The organism is Roseibium sp. SCP15 (assembly GCF_040329435.1).
GTDB lineage: Bacteria > Pseudomonadota > Alphaproteobacteria > Rhizobiales > Stappiaceae > Roseibium.
Map to the genome: position 1 here is coordinate 224,273 of NZ_JBDZYI010000002.1, position 15,415 is coordinate 239,687.

General features: G+C 56.1%; 14 protein-coding genes. 12 read left to right on the plus strand and 2 right to left on the minus strand.

From position 1 onward, the window contains the following. Positions 1 to 98 precede the first annotated feature (98 nt). Both ABLO27_RS08390 and ABLO27_RS08395 read right to left on the minus strand, forming a co-directional pair. Positions 99 to 845, minus strand: coding sequence for a crotonase/enoyl-CoA hydratase family protein (locus tag ABLO27_RS08390; RefSeq protein WP_353032002.1), 747 nt, complete (start codon positions 843 to 845; stop codon positions 99 to 101). A gap of 22 nt (positions 846 to 867) precedes the next feature. Then, positions 868 to 2,649 carry an acyl-CoA dehydrogenase gene (locus tag ABLO27_RS08395; RefSeq protein WP_353032003.1) on the minus strand — a complete coding sequence of 594 codons (1,782 nt, stop codon included), beginning with the start codon at positions 2,647 to 2,649 and terminating at the stop codon, positions 868 to 870. A 221-nt stretch (positions 2,650 to 2,870) separates the two neighbouring features. Here ABLO27_RS08395 and ABLO27_RS08400 point away from each other — a divergent pair, with 221 nt between their 5' ends. From ABLO27_RS08400 to ABLO27_RS08455, 12 genes are all read left to right on the plus strand, one after another. Next, entirely contained in the window at positions 2,871 to 3,866 is a 996-nt protein-coding gene (locus tag ABLO27_RS08400) for an L-threonylcarbamoyladenylate synthase (protein ID WP_353032005.1), read from the plus strand. A gap of 547 nt (positions 3,867 to 4,413) precedes the next feature. Continuing rightward, entirely contained in the window at positions 4,414 to 5,343 is a 930-nt protein-coding gene (locus ABLO27_RS08405; protein WP_353032006.1) for a histone deacetylase family protein, read from the plus strand. Positions 5,344 to 5,467: 124 nt separating this feature from the next. Further along, the gene (locus tag ABLO27_RS08410; RefSeq protein WP_352940031.1) at positions 5,468 to 5,716 is read left to right on the plus strand and encodes an exodeoxyribonuclease VII small subunit; all 249 of its coding nucleotides are present in this window, start codon (positions 5,468 to 5,470) and stop codon (positions 5,714 to 5,716) included. Positions 5,717 to 6,342: 626 nt separating this feature from the next. Next, positions 6,343 to 7,419: a helix-turn-helix transcriptional regulator gene (locus tag ABLO27_RS08415; protein ID WP_353032007.1), complete on the plus strand. Its 1,077-nt coding sequence runs from the start codon at positions 6,343 to 6,345 to the stop codon at positions 7,417 to 7,419. Positions 7,420 to 7,776: 357 nt separating this feature from the next. Continuing rightward, entirely contained in the window at positions 7,777 to 9,738 is a 1,962-nt protein-coding gene (gene dxs / locus ABLO27_RS08420) for a 1-deoxy-D-xylulose-5-phosphate synthase (protein ID WP_353032009.1), read from the plus strand. A gap of 126 nt (positions 9,739 to 9,864) precedes the next feature. Continuing rightward, positions 9,865 to 11,307, plus strand: a complete 1,443-nt coding sequence (locus tag ABLO27_RS08425) for an MFS transporter (RefSeq protein WP_353032010.1) — start codon at positions 9,865 to 9,867, stop codon at positions 11,305 to 11,307. A 50-nt stretch (positions 11,308 to 11,357) separates the two neighbouring features. Beyond that, positions 11,358 to 11,783 carry a hypothetical protein gene (locus ABLO27_RS08430; protein WP_353032011.1) on the plus strand — a complete coding sequence of 142 codons (426 nt, stop codon included), beginning with the start codon at positions 11,358 to 11,360 and terminating at the stop codon, positions 11,781 to 11,783. Positions 11,784 to 11,821: 38 nt separating this feature from the next. Then, the gene (locus ABLO27_RS08435) at positions 11,822 to 12,343 is read left to right on the plus strand and encodes a copper chaperone PCu(A)C (RefSeq protein ID WP_353032012.1); all 522 of its coding nucleotides are present in this window, start codon (positions 11,822 to 11,824) and stop codon (positions 12,341 to 12,343) included. Between the two features lie 22 nt (positions 12,344 to 12,365). Further along, positions 12,366 to 12,992: an SCO family protein gene (locus ABLO27_RS08440; RefSeq protein WP_353032013.1), complete on the plus strand. Its 627-nt coding sequence runs from the start codon at positions 12,366 to 12,368 to the stop codon at positions 12,990 to 12,992. 28 nt (positions 12,993 to 13,020) lie between these two features. Next, entirely contained in the window at positions 13,021 to 13,158 is a 138-nt protein-coding gene (locus ABLO27_RS08445) for a hypothetical protein (protein WP_353032015.1), read from the plus strand. A 54-nt stretch (positions 13,159 to 13,212) separates the two neighbouring features. Continuing rightward, entirely contained in the window at positions 13,213 to 13,962 is a 750-nt protein-coding gene (locus ABLO27_RS08450) for a TlyA family RNA methyltransferase (RefSeq protein ID WP_353032016.1), read from the plus strand. A 188-nt stretch (positions 13,963 to 14,150) separates the two neighbouring features. Next, positions 14,151 to 15,281, plus strand: a complete 1,131-nt coding sequence (locus ABLO27_RS08455) for a hypothetical protein (RefSeq protein ID WP_353032017.1) — start codon at positions 14,151 to 14,153, stop codon at positions 15,279 to 15,281. Positions 15,282 to 15,415 lie beyond the last annotated feature (134 nt).

Sequence of the window (15,415 nt, forward strand, 5' to 3'; positions counted from 1 at the left end):
AAGAGGTTCGGGATCAGGGTCCCGGCTTGATTATGAGGCTCTGCCAATTGCATGACAGAAGTCGATTTCCGCAGCTTTCAGACCGTTTTATTAGTCGGCTAATTTTTTGCCTTTTTCGCCATGAATGCCTGGAATGCCGCGATGGTTTCCGGCGCACTCAATCGGCTAGCAAAGATCTTGATTTCTTCTTCCACGCGTTCGGAGAGCGCCCTGGTGTCGCCTCGCAAAAGCCTGCGGGACAAGGCAAGTGCCTCTGGCGGTTTTTGAGCGATTTCAGAGGCGCAGGCCATGGCAGCCTCATCAACACCCTCCTCGATAATCTCGTTGACGAAACCCGCCTGCATTGCTCTTTCGGCGGAAAACGCCTTGCCGAGACACAAAAGTTCGAAGGCTCGCGCATGTCCCATGAGCTGCGGGCCAAGCAGACTTGAGCCGGCCTCGGGAACAAGTCCCAAATCGACAAAGGGCGAGCGGATCAACGCCCGCGGACTTGCGAACACCATATCGCAATGCATGAGCAGCGTCGTTCCAACCCCGATGGCGATGCCGTCAACGGAGGCGACAAGGGGCTTCTGATTGTTGACCAGTGCGCGCAGGAACCTGACGACGGGCGTCTCCGAGACACCCGATTTGCCCGCATATTGCAGGAAGTCGCCAATATCGTTTCCAGCCGTGAAGATTTCCGGCTGCCCGCAAATCAGATGGCAGCGAACCGCGTCATCGCCGTTACCTCTCTCCAGCGCTTCTGCCAGATCAGTATACATGGCACCGGTCAGGGCATTCTTTTTCTCCGGCCGGTCCAGACGCAGGGTCTGAACGCCGTTTTCCAGGCTCATGCGGATCATCAATCGACTCCAATCAAGCTGTTCAGGACGCGAGGGCTTCGGCGTCAAACGCCTGAATGGCTTCGGCGGACAAGAGGATATCCGATTTCAAGCCAGCCGTTTCTCCCATGGTTGTTTCGCAAAAACTGCGCGCCAACAGGGTTCGTTCTGCAAAGCGCTTTGCGTTTTGTGGATCTGAACGAAGCGCTCCTTTGGCAAGCAGCGCTCCACCAAGTGCAAGACCCGCGAGCCGAAGATATGGTGTTGCCCCGGAAAGGGCATCCGCGACCCGGCCCTCGGCTTGCGCCGTCAGCATGTAGTCGGTTGCCTCTTCCAGATCCCGGATCGAAGCGCTCAAACGATCCGCCGTTGCACCGAATTCGGGCCGGTTGGATGCTGAGACCTGCGCGGCTATTGTCTTGAGCTCCAGAATGAACCCCTTGATGTGCTCGCCGCCCGAGAGCGGAAGTTTCCGCATGACGAGGTCTATGGACTGGATGCCGTTGGTGCCTTCATAGATCGGCGCGATACGGGCATCGCGCAAATGCTGGGCAGCACCTGTCTCTTCAATGAAGCCCATTCCCCCATGGATCTGAACACCCAGGGAGGCGACCTCGACCCCGAAATCGGTAGAAAGCGCTTTTGCGATCGGCGTCAGAAGACTGGCCCGTTCGCTCCAGAAAGTCCGCGTCTCTCCGTCTTCGCTGATGTTTGCCATGTCGATGGCGTGAGCGCAGGCATAGCAAATGGCCCGTGAGACCTGGGTTCGGGACTTCATGCCGACGAGCATGCGCTTGATGTCAGGATGACGCGCTATCGGGCTCATGCCTTCACCCTTGTCTCCTGGCGCCCTTCCCTGCTTGCGCTCCAGCGCATAGGACAAGGCGTGCTGATAAGCACGTTCCGCCACGCCCAATCCCTGGATGCCGACCGCAAGACGGGCGTTGTTCATCATCGTGAACATGCAGGCAAGGCCGCGGTTTTCCTCGCCGATCAGCCAACCGATCGCTCCACCTTCATCCCCATAGGCCATTGTGCAGGTTGGAGAACCGTGGATGCCCATCTTGTGCTCAACCCCGGCAACGCGAACGTCGTTGCGGTCACCGAGCGAGCCATCATCATTGACGAGGAACTTGGGCACCAGGAACAGAGAGATGCCTTTTGTGCCCGCCGGAGCATCCGGCAGGCGAGCCAGCACCATGTGAATGATATTGTCCGTCAGATCATGGTCACCATAGGTGATGAATATCTTCTGGCCGAAAATTCTGTAGGTTCCGTCTTCGCGTCTTTCCGCCCTTGCCTTGAGCGCATTCAGATCAGAGCCGGCCTGAGGCTCGGTGAGGTTCATCGTGCCCATCCACTCTCCCGAAACCAGTTTCTCAAGATACTTGGCCTTGAGCTCTTCGGAAGCGTGCTTTTCCATCGCTTCAACGGCACCGATAGTCAAAGTGGGACCGATGGCAAAGGCCATGGAGCCTGAATTCCACATCTCCAGGGCGGCGGCTGAAAGCATTTGCGGCAGCCCCTGTCCTCCGGCTTCCTGCCCTGCAGACAGACCGTTCCAGCCACCTTCGATCCAGTTGTGATAAAGCTCGCGCCAGCCGGGAGGCGTCGAAACTTCGCCGTTTTCGAAAGGCGTTCCGTAGTTGTCGGCAACGCTGTTGAGCGGGGCAATCTCCTCGCTCGCGAACCGCCCTGCTTCATTCAGAATGGCGTCAACCAGATCGTCGCCCAGTTCAGAATGATGGGCATTTGCCTGCACATCTCCCAGTCCGCAGACATGTTTCAGAGTGAAGCTAATCTCATCAACAGGGGCGCGATACATTCAGGTCCTCCCAGGAGCCGGCCAGCTTGGTGAAGGCCGGCATTTCAAGGTTTTCGCTGTTCAAAGCTTGACGGCGGCAAGGCTTGTCCGCAAAAGGCGCATGTGACAGCGGTTTGACAGGACAATAGCCCTGTTGACGTTAACGTCAACCCGTATCGCAACGGCAGGTGATAGTCTTTTTGGCCAATACATCTGACGCTGCCCCGTGAAAGACCAGCAGAATGCAGCGTTGGACGCTCGACCCAAGTAGCCCTGATTGGCAGACCTCCCCTGAAGTGGAGAACGTATGTGCGGCGCTTTTGAACGGAGAGCTTGCTGCAATACCCACCGAAACCGTTTACGGTCTGGCTGCGGATGCGACCAACGGCATTGCCTGTGCAAGGATCTTCGAGGCCAAGGGACGGCCGCAGTTCAACCCGCTGATTTCTCATGTCGCTTCACTTGCGGCAGCTGAAGAGCATGCCATCTTCTCCGATGAAGCACGTGCCCTTGCCGCCGCATTCTGGCCTGGCCCGCTCACTCTGGTGCTGCCCAAGAAAAAATCCTCTCCGATTTCCGACCTTGCAACGGCAGGTCTGGATACCGTCGCGTTGCGGGTTCCCGATGGCGCGGTCATGAGGTTCTTGTCCGAAAAAACTGGGCGGCCGCTGGCGGCCCCAAGCGCCAACACATCCGGAAAAATCAGCCCGACACGCGCAGAGGACGTGATTGCCGATCTGGAGCCCTCACTCAGTTACGTCATTGACGCAGGCCCCTGCGCGGTCGGAATAGAATCCACGATCATAGGCCTGGGCGACGAGACGCCACGGCTTCTGCGACCGGGCGGTGTTTCGCGAGAAGACATAGAACAGGTTCTTGGCAAAATCCTGCAGGGAGCAGCTGAAAGCATGCAGCAGGACGCGCCGACCGCACCTGGAATGCTGTCTTCTCATTACGCTCCAAATGCCAGCATGATCCTGAATGTCAGCGAAGCCAGTCCGGAGGATGCGTTGCTTTCCTTCGGACCTGAACGGATCCCGGGCGCGGACAAGGCCCATGCCGAGTTCAATCTGAGTCCAGAAGGCAACCTAGCGGAAGCTGCCTCCAATCTTTTCGTGGCGATGCGCGCGCTTGATGCGACAGGAGCCAGCTCCATCAGGGTTCAGTTTATCCCCAGCCTCGGACTTGGTGAGGCCATCAACGACCGATTGCAACGCGCGGCGGCACCTCGAAACTGAAGTTGACGCCAGATCCGGGACTATTGGCGCGCCGCGCTCAAATGCGGCTTGTGAACCCATGTTTTTTCGGAAGCAACAAAAGCCTTAAAAATCAGCATCTCGCAGCTGAGACTTATCTCGCCAATTGAACTATGTCCGCCTGAAGTTAATCGCCAAGAACTTCTCGTTTCCAATATAGCAGATAAACAAGAATACAGTTTATCTTCTCAATCAGATTAAGCAATTTATACAATAATTGACTGACACGGACCTTCTATTGGAAACTTATCAACATCGATTAGCTGATGGATTACGGTAAAAAGCTCGCATTCCCCGACGGGAATCACGTAATCTACGAATCAGAATTGAGATGCAGCGGACCTCCCCTCGGGCATTGCGGTGCTCGCACCTTTAAATAGGCCGGCAAAATAGCCGGCCTCCTTTTTGCCCGAGCCTAAGCGCACTCAAGTCGGCCTTTTCAACTACGACCTATCATCAATTGACAGAAGCATCGGCGACCGCTCAGATGACGGACGACTTATAACTATTACCTTCCGGAACCGTTTCTTTGTCCACGCTCATTCTTCATCATACCGCTTATCTCGATCATCTTACGCCGGTCGGTCACCCTGAACGGCCTGACAGGATTCGCGCAATCGACAGGATCCTGGAACACGAGAAGTTTCAGTCGGTAGAGCGCGACCTTGCTCCGATCGGAACCGTGGAAGACATCGCTCGCGCGCACCCAATGAGCTATGTGGATCAGCTGCACCGCCTTGCCCCCAAGGAAGGGACATCCAGGGTCGACGCCGATACCACGATGTCGCCCGGAACCTGGGAAGCGGCCTTGCGCGGCGTCGGAGGAGCCTGCCGTGCGGTCGACGAAGTCCTGACCAAGAAAGTCGCCAATGCCTTTTCCGCCTCTCGTCCTCCGGGTCATCACGCGGAGAAGGACCGGGCGATGGGCTTCTGTTTTTTCAACAATGCAGCAGTCGCTGCCCGATACGCCCAGGAGAAACACGGTGTCGGCAGGGTGGCCATCGTCGACTTCGATGTGCATCACGGCAACGGTACGCAGGACATCTTCTGGGATGACCCAAGTGTCATGTATTGCTCGACACACCAGATGCCGCTTTACCCGGGATCCGGGGCTGCGTCCGAAACAGGTGAAGCCAACACGATCGTGAATGTCCCCCTTGCTCCCGGTGAAGACGGACTTGGTTTCAAGGAGGCTTTCGAAGTCGCCCTGCTCCCCCGGCTCGATGACTTCGCTCCAGAGCTCGTGATCATCTCGGCCGGTTTCGATGCACATGCCCGAGACCCGCTTGGCGGATTGAACCTCGTCGAGGGAGATTTTGCCTGGGCGACGCGGGTCCTGATGGATGTCGCTGACAAGCACTGCAACGGGCACGTGATCTCGGTTCTGGAAGGCGGTTATGACCTGGAAGGTCTTGCCCGCTCTGTCGCAGCCCATGTTATGACCCTCATGACGGGCTGACCTGGCGCCCGATTTTTTCAAATCGCGGGGGATCATCGTCCCAATCTTCGATTGAAGTCTTGACGTTGACGGTCAACCCCGCGACTTTCCTGTTCTGATACCGCGTCAAACAGGAACCGTCACAATGACCGAAGCTGCGAACGACATTTCAGGCCTATCGTTCGAGGAAGCCCTCAAGCAGTTGGAGACAATTGTCCGGGAACTGGAACAGGGCAACGTCCCGCTTGAGCGCAGCATTGAGATGTATGAACGCGGCGATGCTCTGCGCAAGCATTGCGACACGCTGTTGAAATCAGCCGAAGCGAAGGTTGAAAAGATCCAGCTTGGTCAAAACGGTGAGGCAAGCGGCACGACGGAGCTGGATCCACAATAGGACAGACGGAGCGGTTCGTGAAAACTTTTCGTTACCCATAGCGTTGAAATCTCTGATTTCAGGCAGCGGTGGGTAATCCAGTCCCTTCACGAAAAGCTTTAACTCAGCCAACGCCGAGCGGAACCTGCCAAACACCTCTGATCACAGAGGGTGAAACAATATAGTTTGGATCGCGAATTCGATCGGTCGCATCGTTCACGTTTCCAAAGAATTGCAAACAATAACGCTGCTCGACCGGAGTGATGAACTTGCGGATGCTCGAGACACCCGCTCGGACCGTAGGAACCTGGTGGTTCAACTGTGCATCTGAGGGCCAGCACGCCCTCGAGGGGTGTCGCCTCAGTTGCCGTTATCTAAAAGTGATAGATTCGCTCGACTTTACTTCAGCTTTCATATTGCCAACCCAGTCTTCCATTGCTAGTAATATTTACAATCTCAAGAGATTGCTATGTAATCTTTAGTAGATGCAGCGTGTTATGCCATCACTTAGCAAATCAAATGAAGTAAACCTACTTAAGCGAGCACTGATTTGCTCTTCTCAACCAGAGGGATGGCAGTCGGTTCTCGAAACAGTCGACACGAGCCTGAACTGCAAATCCTTTCTTGCGGAATTCGACAAGAGTGGCGTGCCCACAAGTCATTTCGGCGGCCATCAGGGCGCCTGCATTCTAAGCAGGATTTTTCAGGATATTGAAACAACAGGCGGCAGGAATGCGCTGGAGTTTGTTCTAAGCGAAGGCAAGCTCTTCTACCCCTATTGCAAAACCGCATTGGATAGCAGAACGACCGCAAGCTCAGACATTGAAGATGACACTTCCTCCTGTCACGCTGCGTCCGATGCATCCTCCTCAGGGTTTGAAAAACAGCACACGCAACTGGCCGCGGCTCCCGGATTGATTTCGCCACTTTGGAGATCCGACGACACCACCGTTCTGTTCGCATGTCTCTTTACCGACTTCACGCCTCAATCCATCGACGTTGCGGTCGCGACACGAACATTCAAAACTATAATCCAGGCACTCACGCCAGCCTTGAACACGCATTTCGAACTTGAACGGGAACGATCTGACAATCAGGTTCACAAGATTCTCGTCTCTGGTCTTGGCCAACCTGCCGTCCTCATCACTGCGGACCGGCAGATCCTCGGCCAGACACCAAACGGTGTTGACCACCTGGTAGGAACGGGTGCAGCCGAAAGGCGAGATCAGAAACTTGTCTTCAAACACAAGCAGGTCGAAGCCGCCTTGCAGGAATTGCATGCCGAGTTTCGTTCCATAACTGATGCCTCGACCGACTGCGTGGATGCGACAGGTCCATTTGAATGGGCAGACAGCATTCAATCGGTGTGCATTTCAGTGCGCGACGGCGCTTTGAAACGGATTTCGATTGAACCCGTTTCAGCTCTTTCCGCAGGAAGTGCTGAAGAGGAAGAAGAGACCTGGTATCTGATCCGGTTGTCGGATACGGCAGATCTTCCGGAAGAAATTGAAGGTGTTTTGCAGGATCACTACGACTTGTCGCAATCGGAGGCCCGATTGGCGCGTCAATTGACCCTGACAGGTTCGATGGACGTGACTGCCAGCTCTCTCTGCATAACCCGTAATACCGCAAAGACCCACTTGCGACGTATCTACGAGAAAACAGGTGTTCACACTCAACTTCAACTTGCGGGCCTGGTGCACAAGCTGGCAGGGCTTTTCTAAGCCCTCGATCTGATCCGAGAAACCCGCGGGGGAATAACCTCGAAGGCAAATGGACAAACGCCTGAAGGTTCAACTGCGACTTCATGAAAAAATGGGGCCGTATAAATACGACCCCAAGTTGATCACTGTGCACGTGGCCCCATCGACCACGATAAATGCATTAGGATAGAAGCGAGCGAGATGCATCACCCAAAAGGGTGACTGCCGGTAAAAACACCACCCAGAGGAAAGATTTTTCACCCGGCAACTCGAAATAAGGCAGGATCGCCTTTTTTCAGCAATTACTCCGCAAATCGCTTCGCGTTACTAATTGGCGCATTCCAACAAGTGTATTTGCGCCCTATATCGGGTTGGTGTATGCCTGCCCGCCGTGACTCAACATGTGGAGCAATCGAAAGCGTGTCTTCCAAGCCCCATACGCCCCTTTTAGATCAGGTTTCGTCGCCTGCCGATCTGCGCCAGCTGGATGAAGCAAATCTGCAGCAGCTAGCGGACGAATTGCGCACCGAAACGATCGACGCCGTATCGATTACCGGTGGACACCTGGGTGCCGGGCTCGGGGTCGTTGAACTAACTGTTGCGCTCCACTACGTTTTCAACACACCGGATGACAGGATCATCTGGGATGTGGGACACCAGTGCTATCCGCACAAGATCCTCACCGAACGCCGCGACCGTATTCGCACCCTGCGGCAGGGCGATGGCCTGTCGGGCTTCACCAAGCGCGCCGAAAGCAAATACGACCCCTTTGGCGCTGCTCATTCCTCTACATCCATTTCCGCTGGTCTCGGCATGGCTGCCGGGCGTGATCTCAAGGGCGGGGACAACAACGTCATCGCTGTGATCGGCGACGGCGCAATGTCCGCCGGCATGGCCTATGAGGCGATGAACAATGCAGGGCATCTTGGCTCGCGCCTGATTGTCATCCTGAATGACAATGACATGTCCATTGCACCGCCCGTTGGAGCAATGTCGGCCTACCTTGCCAAACTGGTTTCCGGCCCCACCTACCAGACCTTGCGCGACGCGGCCAAGAACATCGCCAAGAACCTGCCGAAACCGGTCTTTGAAAAAGCCGCACGTGCGGAAGAGTTCGCCCGGGGTTTCTGGACCGGCGGCACCATGTTCGAAGAGCTCGGCTTCTACTATGTCGGCCCGGTCGACGGCCATAACATGGAACATCTTCTTCCGGTTCTGAAGAATGTCAGAGACACGCATCACGGCCCTGTCCTGATTCATGCCGTCACCCAGAAGGGCAAGGGTTACGGTCCGGCTGAAGGAGCCAAGGACAAGTATCACGGCGTCTCCAAGTTTGACGTCGTGACAGGCAAGCAGGCTAAGCCGAAGGCCAACGCCCCGAGCTACACAAACGTGTTTGCCACTTCCCTGATGAAGGAAGCGGAGGCGGACGAGAAAGTGGTTGCGATCACGGCGGCGATGCCGGACGGAACCGGACTCAATCTCTTTGGTGAAGCCTTTCCCGAGCGCACTTATGACGTTGGCATTGCCGAGCAGCACGCGGTCACCTTTGCAGCCGGACTTGCAACGGAAGGCTTCAAGCCTTTCACCGCGATCTATTCCACGTTCCTGCAAAGAGCCTACGATCAGGTCATCCATGATGTGGCCATTCAGGGCCTGCCGGTTCGCTTCCCGATCGACCGGGCCGGACTGGTCGGTGCCGACGGCCCGACACATGCCGGTGCATTCGACACAGCATTCTTGTCCTGCCTGCCGGGCTTTGTCGTGATGGCTGCAGCAGACGAAGTTGAACTTCGCCACATGGTGGCAACTGCAGTCGCGTATGACGAGGGACCGATTTCCTTCCGCTATCCGCGCGGTGAAGGCGTCGGGCTGGACATGCCCGAACGCGGCAGCGTCCTTGAAATCGGCAAAGGCGTTATTCGTCGCGAGGGAACGAAAGTTGCCCTGCTTAGCTTCGGCGGCCGCATGAGCGAGTGCCTGAAGGCCGCAGACGAGCTTGATGCAGCAGGCCTTTCCACCACCGTTGCGGACGCCCGTTTCGCCAAGCCGCTCGACATCGACCTGATCCGCCGCCTTGCGCGCGAGCATGAAGTGCTTGTGACCATCGAGGAAGGCTCCGCGGGTGGTTTCGGCAGCCACGTGCTGACAAGACTCGCAGAAGAAGGTCTTCTGGACAATGGTCTGAAGATCCGCACACTTGCCCTGCCTGACACCTATATCGATCAGGACAAGCCCGATGTGATGTATGCGAATGCCGGCCTCAATTGCGATGGCATCATGCGCACTGTCTTCTCCGCATTGGGGACAGAAGCCATGAGCGCGCCACAACGTGCATAAGGCGACATAGCGTGTCGGTTTCGTGATTGACACGCGCCTCCAATACTGGAAAGGCTGATAGCCTGGATGAAATGCGTCGGTCCCAACCGGCGCTTTTGTTTTTTGCCAAGATTTCAGGAGGCAGCCGTGGCTCAGACGCTACTCTCCGTGTCCGCTTTGTTGTTGTCGGTCGCCCTGCTCATTTTCGGGCATGGCCTACAGACTACCCTGCTGCCTTTGGCTGCGGACAGGTTCTATTTCTCCGATTTCGAAATCGGTGCGATGTCGTCTGCCTACTTCGTCGGCATGGTGCTCGGCTGTCTTGGCGCGCCGCTGGTGATCATGCGCGCAGGTCACATCAGGGCCTTCGCTGCGCTTGTCTCGCTGATGTCTGCGGCGGCGATCATGCACCCCATCATCATCGATCCGACAGCGTGGATCATCATCCGCATCATTTCCGGCTTCAGCCTGGCCGGGTTCTACATGATCGTCGAAAGCTGGCTCAACGAAAGCGCCACGAACGAAAACCGCGGCACGGTAATGTCCTTCTACATCGTGATCCTGTTCGGCGCCCTGATGCTGGGCCAGATTTCGATGGCGGCCACTAACATCGCTTCCTTTGTTCCGTTTGCAATTGCCTCCGTCAGCGTGAGTCTGGCGGTCATGCCGGTTTCGCTGACCACTTCGACGCAACCGGCACCGATCACGCTCGTCCGCTTCCGCCCTGCGCAACTGTTCAAGAACTCACCGGCCGCCTTTGTCGGCATTTTGCTGATCGGCGTTTCCCAAGGCGCGCTGTTGACGCTGTCTCCCCTCTACGGTTCACAAATCGGGCTTTCGACCAATCAGTCCGCGTTTTATGCGGCCGCAATCATCGGCGGCGGAATGCTCGCTCAGTGGCCGGTTGGACGTTTGTCGGACCGCATGGACCGACGTCTCGTGATCATGGGACTGGGCTGTGCCACGGCTGCGGCATCCCTTGCGATCGTCTTCTTTTCACCCACCGAATTCAGAGTTGCCGTCTTGAGCGCGGTTCTGGTCGGCATGTGCACCCAGCCACTTTACGCCGTTGCAGTTGCCCACGCCTTCGACCACGCGTCCCCGGAGGACTTTGTCGAGACGTCATCCGGCATGCTGCTGTCGTTCGGCCTCGGGTCGATCGCCGGCCCGCTGATCGCCTCCGGCATCATGGGACAGATCGGACCATCCGGGCTCTACGTCATGGTGGTCGCGGTCAACGTGATTCTGGCCGTGTTTATCCTGACCCGTATCTTCGCCCGTGAGGCCCTCACTGCGGATGAAAAGACGGACTTCGAATACGCTGCAACCGCCCAGGTTGGTACGGTTATCTCTCCAGAGCCGCTAGACGCCGAAGCAGAAGAATACGTCATTCCTCCGGAAGAGTTTCCGGCCTACGAGGACGATATCTACAACTTCGATACGCCGTCGGAGGACGAAGAGAACACCGAGAATACATCAGACGGGTCTGCGAAAACTCCGGAACCGGAGACCGGTAAGGACGATTCGGCACCCGCTCCGGCGGCGGAAAACAAGCCAGACGGCAGTACGTCTCCCTCTTCCGGCACCTGAAAACAGGGGGATCCAGCGGACCGGCAACCTGCGCGGTTTCGCCGCTCGACATGACGCAAAAACAGGCCTATAGCCGTGTCATGGCTTTGCGCAAAACACATTTGCAGATCTTGCGGCAGGAGCGCCATCCATTGGTGGCGTTCGCGGCGCTGGCGTTTTCGCTGCGTCTCTGCATTGTCGTTTTCGTAACAGCCCTTTCCCCTGAAGCCGCTGGAGCGGCGGGGCTGACGAACCTGTGTCAGCCTTCCGGTCAGGAGCATAGCTACTCCGGTTCACATGACTTGCTGGCTTGCCAGTGTGGTCCCGTTTGCGCCCATGGCTGCGCGCTCGGTCCATGTCTGGCAGGTATCTCCTCGGTAACGTCCATGTACGGACCGGCTTCAAGCGCTCCGTCGGAAGAAGCGGACCAGCCATTCTGCGTGGCTGACAAGGGTGGCATCGCCCCTATTCGAGGTCCTCCGTCCTTGCTGATCTGAATTCCAATCCAATACTTCAGATACCCAGGACCCCGAAAATGAAAATCTGGAAAGCGATCGCCGCTGCGACGGCTGTTACGCTCATCTCATTCTCCGCATTTGCACATGACTACAAGGTCGGCGACCTGACCCTTACTCATCCGTGGACCCGTGCAACCCCACCGAAAGCCAAAGCTGGTGGCGGATTTGTTGAAATCGTCAACACAGGTTTGGAAAGTGATCGTCTGATCAACGCAAGCTCTGATGTTGCCGGCAAGACCGAAATTCACGAGATGGCTGTCACCGATGGCGTCATGAAAATGCGCAAGCTGGAAGACGGCATTGAAATTCCGGCCGGCGAAACCGTTGCCTTGAAGCCAGGCGGTCTGCACATCATGTTCATGGGACTGAACCAGTCCTTTGAAGAAGGTTCCAAAGTTCCGGTCGTTTTGACTTTTGAAAAAGCCGGTGACGTGACCATCGAACTGTCAGTTGCAAAAATGGGTGCAAAATCCATGGACGGCGACAAGATGGATCATGGCAACATGGACCACAGCAAAATGGACCATAGCAAAAACTAACTTACGCAGGAGAGGTTAAACCATGTCCGGTTTGAAACTCTTCCGGTACGTAGCCTGGGCGGCTGTCGCCGCCCTCGCCGTCGTTTCCGGAATGCTGGTCTACCAGCAAACCGCAGGCAACAAGAACTCCGGCGCCCTGATCGAACCGCTGGCGGCCATCGGCGGTCCATTCGAGCTGGTCAACGGAAATGGCGAAACGGTCACCGACAAGACGTTTGCCGGCAAGCCGACGCTCCTATTCTTCGGCTTCACTTTTTGCCCGGATGTCTGCCCGACGACGCTTTCCGAACTGCAGGGTTGGATGGAGCTGCTCGGCGACGATGCCGGAAAACTGAACTACGCTTTTGTTTCCGTCGATCCGGAACGCGATACCCCGGAAGTCATGCGTGACTATGTGGGCGCGTTTGATGACCGCATCACACCACTGACAGGCTCTCGCGAGCAGGTCGATGCCATGGTCAAGGCATACAGGGTCTACGCCAAGAAAGTGCCTCTTGACGACGGCGACTATACGATGGACCATTCCGCAGCTGTTTACCTGATGAATGCGGACAACAAGTTCGTCGGCACCATCGCGTACGGTGAAGACGAAGAAAACGCCATGAAGAAGCTACGCCGTTTGATCGAGAACGCCCCCGCTTCTTCCTAGTTGGGCATTTCGGAGCGACCCGAAAATCATGCGGATGCCGCTTTACATTGGACTCTCTGCCGGCGCGACAGGCCTCGTCGCGCTGTCGGTCCTGCTCTGGCTTTATGCAGGTGAGCGGGTTTATGCAGATCGCCTGATTTCGGCGATTGCCAGCTGCTTCGGATAATATTCCTGGTTCCATTCTTTTCTTTGTGGCCGGTTGCGCTTAAAACCCCGGCGCATGTCCAAACAACGTCTTGATCAGCATCTCGTCGACAAAGGTCTGTTCCCGAGCCGGGCCCGGGCCCGTGATGCCATTTTGCGCGGAACGGTTTCGATCGACGGGACGGTTTGTACCAAGCCGGCGCAAAAGGTCGGTGACGATGTCCTCATGTCAGTTGAAGATCCTGCCTCCCGCTACGTTTCGCGTGCAGCGTTGAAGCTGATCGAGGGGCTAGAGAAATTTGGTGTCGATCCGGCAAACAGGATTTGCCTGGACATCGGCGCATCAACGGGCGGTTTCACACAGGTGTTGCTGGAACATGGTGCGAGCAGGGTCCATGCAATCGATGTCGGGCATGATCAGCTGCACGAGAGCTTACGAGCTCACCCGAGCGTTTTGGCGCAGGACGGCTTGAATGCGCGTGACCTTACTCTTCAGCATCTTGGAAATGAGCAGCCAGAGCTTCTTGTTTCCGACGTGAGTTTCATTTCACTCAAGCTCGCCCTTCCTCCGGCGCTGGAGCTTGCCCGATCAGGGGCGGAAGGGATCTTCTTGGTCAAACCGCAGTTTGAAGCCGGGAAGGACAAAATCGGCAAAGGTGGCCTGGTCGCACCTGCGGTCGCGGAAGCGACGGCCAGGGAACTCCAGTCCTGGCTTTCGAGCATAAAGGGCTGGTCGGCCGGTGACCTTGTTCCCTCACCGGTCAAGGGCGGCGACGGCAATGCCGAATGGCTGCTCTACGGAAAAAAGCAAGATGATCGCGTCTGATCTCCAGACGCATGATACCCGGAGACCTACAGTTCATTTCACTCGCTTCTTGAACAAGAAATCTTTCTGAAGGCGACGTCAAAAATCCAACGAGTGCACCACTACTTTAGAGCGAATTTTTCCGGCTCCATTTGCCATTTGAGAACCTTTCAAACCGATACTCGTCGCCGTGAAATTCAGAGGGCGACATGCAGATTCCGGCGTTACCTTGCGTTGAAAGCGCAATCCTTCACGAACAATTCGAACCCATTGATGGGTCTTTGATTTTCGAAACCATCAAGAAGCTTGCCGCGGAGCTGAAGTTTGCCCCGGAAGTGCAGCTGATGCCAACGTCGACGCAAAAGGACATTCACGTTCATGCGGGCGGGCACAGGATCCTGGTGAGCCAGAATGACGTTCCCCTGGAGGCGGACGGTTTTCAATCCGCTCTCTCAACGCCCTACACCAAGATCGTATTGCCGGAAGCGCAGGACATTGTGCAACGTCACAAGGCCAACACTTTCGTCACGATCGGCAAAGGCGTCCTTGGAGGGGTTCCGGACGAATACTTTGAGAAACTCGGCATGCAGCCGGAAGCGTTCACAACGCAGGATGAGGCACAGCGCGCAATCGAGTTCTGCAATCAGCTGACAAGGCTGATCATCCAGCATCATACTGCCAGTGCCATTCACTGGTGCCTGAGCGACAATCTTGTGCCGCAGTCGTTCTTCGAAGCCGTCTCCTCCAGCGGCGATCTGACCCTTTTGAACATCAGACCCTTTCTGACCTCCAGTGCAGGTCAAATGGGAGATGGTCTGCCACTCGGCATGATGGCCACCGGCTCTCAATGGCTCATTGGAAAGATGGTTGAAGTCGAAGAAGCACCCGTGCCGTTTCCGTGGATGCTGGAAATGGTTCTGGGTTTCATCAAGGTTTGTCAGGTTCGAGGTTCCATTATTCCCGACAATGAATCCTTCAGTGTCGAAGGAGAAGATTGGACGGTCGGCGTTTATCACGAAAGGCTCGAAGGGCACGACACGCTGGAGAAAGTCAGACTGGTGGTCGTGAACGCCCCCAAGTTCGGTATCCATGGCAATGTTGGCGCCAACAGAACCATAAACTACGACAGCGTTGAGGATCTCAGAAGGCATGCCGAAGACGAGCAACGGGAGCTGATCGCCTCGGAAGCCAAGCGCCCTGCTCAGAAGGGTTACAAAATCAGCGACCTCCGCGAGTTCGCTAAGCGCTCGGCAGCCGACAACGCGGCAAGTCAAGCCGGGAAGGCAAATTCAAAGGGACTTTTCGCCAGAGCAAAGGGGCTGATCCGCAAAGACCACTGACGATTCCGATCAGTCAGGACTTCATCGAGACTAAACACCTCCACGCGCACTCCTCAGCATTCTGATCCTTGTATTGAAACCAGAAACTGCAAAAAGCCGATTGAAACATCGAAGGCGGCCGTGAGACTTCACGG

Excerpts from the sequence above, each read along its gene's own strand:
- ABLO27_RS08390 (WP_353032002.1), bottom strand. The coding sequence starts at position 845 with ATGATCCGCATGAGCCTGGAAAACGGCGTTCAGACCCTGCGTCTGGAC.
- ABLO27_RS08395 (WP_353032003.1), bottom strand. The coding sequence starts at position 2,649 with ATGTATCGCGCCCCTGTTGATGAGATTAGCTTCACTCTGAAACATGTC.
- ABLO27_RS08400 (WP_353032005.1), top strand. The coding sequence starts at position 2,871 with ATGCAGCGTTGGACGCTCGACCCAAGTAGCCCTGATTGGCAGACCTCC.
- ABLO27_RS08410 (WP_352940031.1), top strand. The coding sequence starts at position 5,468 with ATGACCGAAGCTGCGAACGACATTTCAGGCCTATCGTTCGAGGAAGCC.
- dxs (WP_353032009.1), top strand. The coding sequence starts at position 7,777 with ATGCCTGCCCGCCGTGACTCAACATGTGGAGCAATCGAAAGCGTGTCT.
- ABLO27_RS08430 (WP_353032011.1), top strand. The coding sequence starts at position 11,358 with ATGACGCAAAAACAGGCCTATAGCCGTGTCATGGCTTTGCGCAAAACA.
- ABLO27_RS08435 (WP_353032012.1), top strand. The coding sequence starts at position 11,822 with ATGAAAATCTGGAAAGCGATCGCCGCTGCGACGGCTGTTACGCTCATC.
- ABLO27_RS08440 (WP_353032013.1), top strand. The coding sequence starts at position 12,366 with ATGTCCGGTTTGAAACTCTTCCGGTACGTAGCCTGGGCGGCTGTCGCC.
- ABLO27_RS08445 (WP_353032015.1), top strand. The coding sequence starts at position 13,021 with ATGCGGATGCCGCTTTACATTGGACTCTCTGCCGGCGCGACAGGCCTC.
- ABLO27_RS08450 (WP_353032016.1), top strand. The coding sequence starts at position 13,213 with ATGTCCAAACAACGTCTTGATCAGCATCTCGTCGACAAAGGTCTGTTC.
- ABLO27_RS08455 (WP_353032017.1), top strand. The coding sequence starts at position 14,151 with ATGCAGATTCCGGCGTTACCTTGCGTTGAAAGCGCAATCCTTCACGAA.